Here is a 1,309-nt window from a genome sequence, read left to right as displayed (position 1 = left end):
GGGTTAAGTAGCAGAATGTGTGTCTGATTCTTGCGATTTCCGCAGATCAGACTATACAAATCGGGCTTGAATAAGGATTTAGTCCTTATTCGGGCCCGTTTCTCGTTCAATCCGCCGGAACGGCGCTTCAGTGTGGTAGCTGGATGCTGGTTAGCTTTGCCGGTGACACCAAACAGACCACGATGCCCCGTATGTACTGGGCAAATGAAGAAAAACGGCACCACCACAAAAGGAACGACTAGATGGCGGTGCCAGAACCCTGACTGTGGATCTTCCACCACCTACCGTCGGCCTGATCTGACTACAACCCGCGACTTCAAAGCGTTTCACCGATACGTGACCTCCACGAGGTCACTAACCGAGATCGCCTGCGATGCCGGAGTCAGCAGATGGATCCTCGACCGCCGATTCGAACCGTTATGGCTCATCGATGTTCCCAACACTCCAGACCCCAACAGGGTCTACGACCAGATCTTCATCGACGGCATCTACACCGACGCCGGCTGCCTGCTCGTAGCAGCAAGCCACGACCACGTCATCGCCTGGCACTGGGCCAAACGCGAGTCAGCCCACGCCTACACACAACTGCTGCGTGGTATCGCCGAACCGTTATGCGTCGTCCTCGACGGCGGCCAAGGCGCCTACTCAGCGATCAAAGCCTGCTGGCCCACGACCATGATCCAGCGCTGCCTCGTCCACGCCCAACGCGTCATCCGTCGCTACACCACATCACGGCCCCGCACCGACGCTGGCAAAGCGATCTATGCCCTAGCTTTGAAACTGACCAAGATCACCACCTTGGACCAAGCACGCGACTGGACACTACGCCTGCACGACTTCGGAGTGGTCTACAAGGATTTCCTGAACGAGAAAACACCCGTACCCAAAGAGCGCCGCACCCCCAGCCACCAATGGGAATTCACACATATCCGGGTCCGAAAGGCATACAACTCGCTTTTGCACTTATCGCGCAACAACTGGCTGTTTGCCTATCTCCAACCCCCGCCAGAAGCACTCGAACCGGCCCGGTGGGCAGCAACCACAAACAGCCTAGAAGGCGGAGTCAACGCCGGGCTCAAACGCATCGCTGATGCCCACCGCAGCAGATCCGGGGAACGACAACGCAAGATGCTCGAGTGGTACCTGCACTCGAAAACGCAGCTGCCTGACGACCCACTCGAGATCGCCAGGCAGTGCAATTACGGACAAGATCAACTCGCCAAAGTTCCAGACCTTGTCCCAGAAGACCACAACACAGCCGACCAAGAAACAGGACGACCAGCCTTCTACGACAACGCTATCCCAACCG

At 57.1% G+C, this 1,309-nt stretch carries 2 protein-coding genes; one reads left to right on the top strand and one right to left on the bottom strand.

The window, feature by feature from the left end; all coding sequences use genetic code 11:
• Nucleotides 1–278, bottom strand: a 278-nt coding sequence (locus tag HMPREF2857_RS11255) for a hypothetical protein (RefSeq protein WP_210384779.1), incomplete at its 3' end; no start/stop codon positions are given.
• On the opposite strand from HMPREF2857_RS11255, the gene HMPREF2857_RS07070 reads away from it, so the two are divergent.
• Nucleotides 205–1,309: IS1249 family transposase (locus tag HMPREF2857_RS07070; protein ID WP_070643314.1), on the top strand; the 1,105-nt coding region annotated here is incomplete at its 3' end. The genes HMPREF2857_RS11255 and HMPREF2857_RS07070 overlap by 74 nt on opposite strands.

Source organism: Corynebacterium sp. HMSC076C10, from assembly GCF_001812455.1.
In the GTDB taxonomy this organism is placed as follows: domain Bacteria; phylum Actinomycetota; class Actinomycetes; order Mycobacteriales; family Mycobacteriaceae; genus Corynebacterium; species Corynebacterium jeikeium_D.
Note: the sequence above shows the minus strand (reverse complement) of the source record. Positions and strands in the feature narration are given on the sequence as shown.